The organism is Streptomyces sp. WM6386 (genome assembly GCF_000972385.1).
In the GTDB taxonomy this organism is placed as follows: Bacteria; Actinomycetota; Actinomycetes; order Streptomycetales; family Streptomycetaceae; genus Streptomyces.
Genome location: NZ_JXTE01000185.1, coordinates 1 through 1,398 on the forward strand (window position 1 = coordinate 1; position 1,398 = coordinate 1,398).

Below are 1,398 nucleotides of genomic sequence, written 5' to 3' on the forward strand. Positions count from 1 at the left end.
CCCGCCGAAGCGGTGGATCCGCGCACGCTGGCACCCGGCAGCAAGGGGTGCAAGACCGAGCGGTCGGAGGGCGGGCCGCCGTCCTCGGCGATGCGGGAGCTGGGGATCACGCTGCCGCTGTAGGGCGTCCGAAGGGCTTCAGGGGCCTCAATTGCCGGCCATGAGTTGACAGTTGACCTCTGCGGCCTGGCGCTTCACGCTGTGGGGTGCTTCCTGGAGCAGTCGAAGGCCCTACGTGACAGCTGCCGACAGGACCCCCACAATTTCGCCGCAAGCAAGCTTGCCGTGGCGCTCTTGGCGCCACGGTCATGGGCTGTGCCTGTACGACGGGGGTGTCGGGAGGACGAGTGGCTAGGCCACCTCTGTGGCTTGCATGTGGCTTGCCTCGTTGAACACCCGGGCTCCGCGGTCCGGGGTCACGTCCAGGCGCAGCAGCACTGCGGGGGCTGCGATGGAGGGCATGAGGTGGTTCAACAGGACCGAGACCCGGTACTCCACGTCCGACAGATTGTTTTCCAGCTGTGAGTAGAGCTGCACCCCGTGGAATGTGCTGACGATCAGCTCTGCGATTTCGCGCGGTTCCACATGGGGCAGAACCTCACCGCACTGCTGGGCCTTGGCCAAGAGGTCGGCCAGCACGTCGATCCACGATGTCCAGGCGGTGCCGTAGTGTTGCCGCCCGGTGGGATCCGAGGAGAGCCGAGCACCTGCCCGCAGGACAGCGTCGATGGGCAGCCGGTGGGCGACAGTCATGGCGATGTCCGCCACTTCCTGCAGCTTGATCTCCTGGGGCGGAAGAGGTTGTTCCGTCTGGAGTTCCAGAACCCCCTGGGCCAGGAGTTCCTTCGAGTCGAAGTGGAAGTACAGTGCGCCCTTGGTGACCCCCGCGGTCTTGAGGATGTCGGCGATCGTCGCAGCGACATACCCATGCTCTGCGAACACCTGCGCAGCTGCTTCCAGGATCACACGACGAGTCTGGATCGCACGTTCTTGCTGTACCACTAGAGCTCTCCTTCAGCTAGCCGTCCTCTTGCCCCCGCAGCGAGCTTCGAAAGAAACCGCTTAGTAGGTAGCTTACGGCCAGTTCGCCTCGCCCAGTACTGAGCGAGGCGAACTTTCGCATTCCTCCCACGCGTCAAAACTGGTCATATGGGAGGTCCAAAGCAAAGATGTTGCTGGTCAGGGCCTTGCGTGGGTGCTTTAAGCGCCAACATTTCACTTGGCGTAGCCGAATCCGGCACTCGCGACGATTGTGCGGAGGCGGCTGAAAACAGCCATCGGAGTCGGATTTTTCTCCTCGCAGGAGCCCTCCCGCAGGCACCCTCACGTGACTGTCCCGCCACACGAGGCCGTCGGCGGCTTCGGAATCAAGGGTGTACAGCAGGGAATCGTCTATCT

General features: G+C 63.3%; 2 protein-coding genes. One reads left to right on the forward strand and one right to left on the reverse strand.

The window, feature by feature from the left end; translation table 11 throughout:
- A partial coding sequence (locus tag TN53_RS40570; protein WP_046263891.1) for a DUF6009 family protein occupies positions 1–123 on the forward strand: 123 nt, incomplete at its 5' end.
- A 228-nt stretch (positions 124–351) separates the two neighbouring features.
- On the opposite strand, the gene TN53_RS40575 is transcribed toward TN53_RS40570, so the two are convergent.
- A complete protein-coding gene (locus TN53_RS40575; protein ID WP_046263892.1) occupies positions 352–1,002 on the reverse strand; it encodes a ScbR family autoregulator-binding transcription factor in 651 nt (216 codons plus the stop codon).
- Positions 1,003–1,398 lie beyond the last annotated feature (396 nt).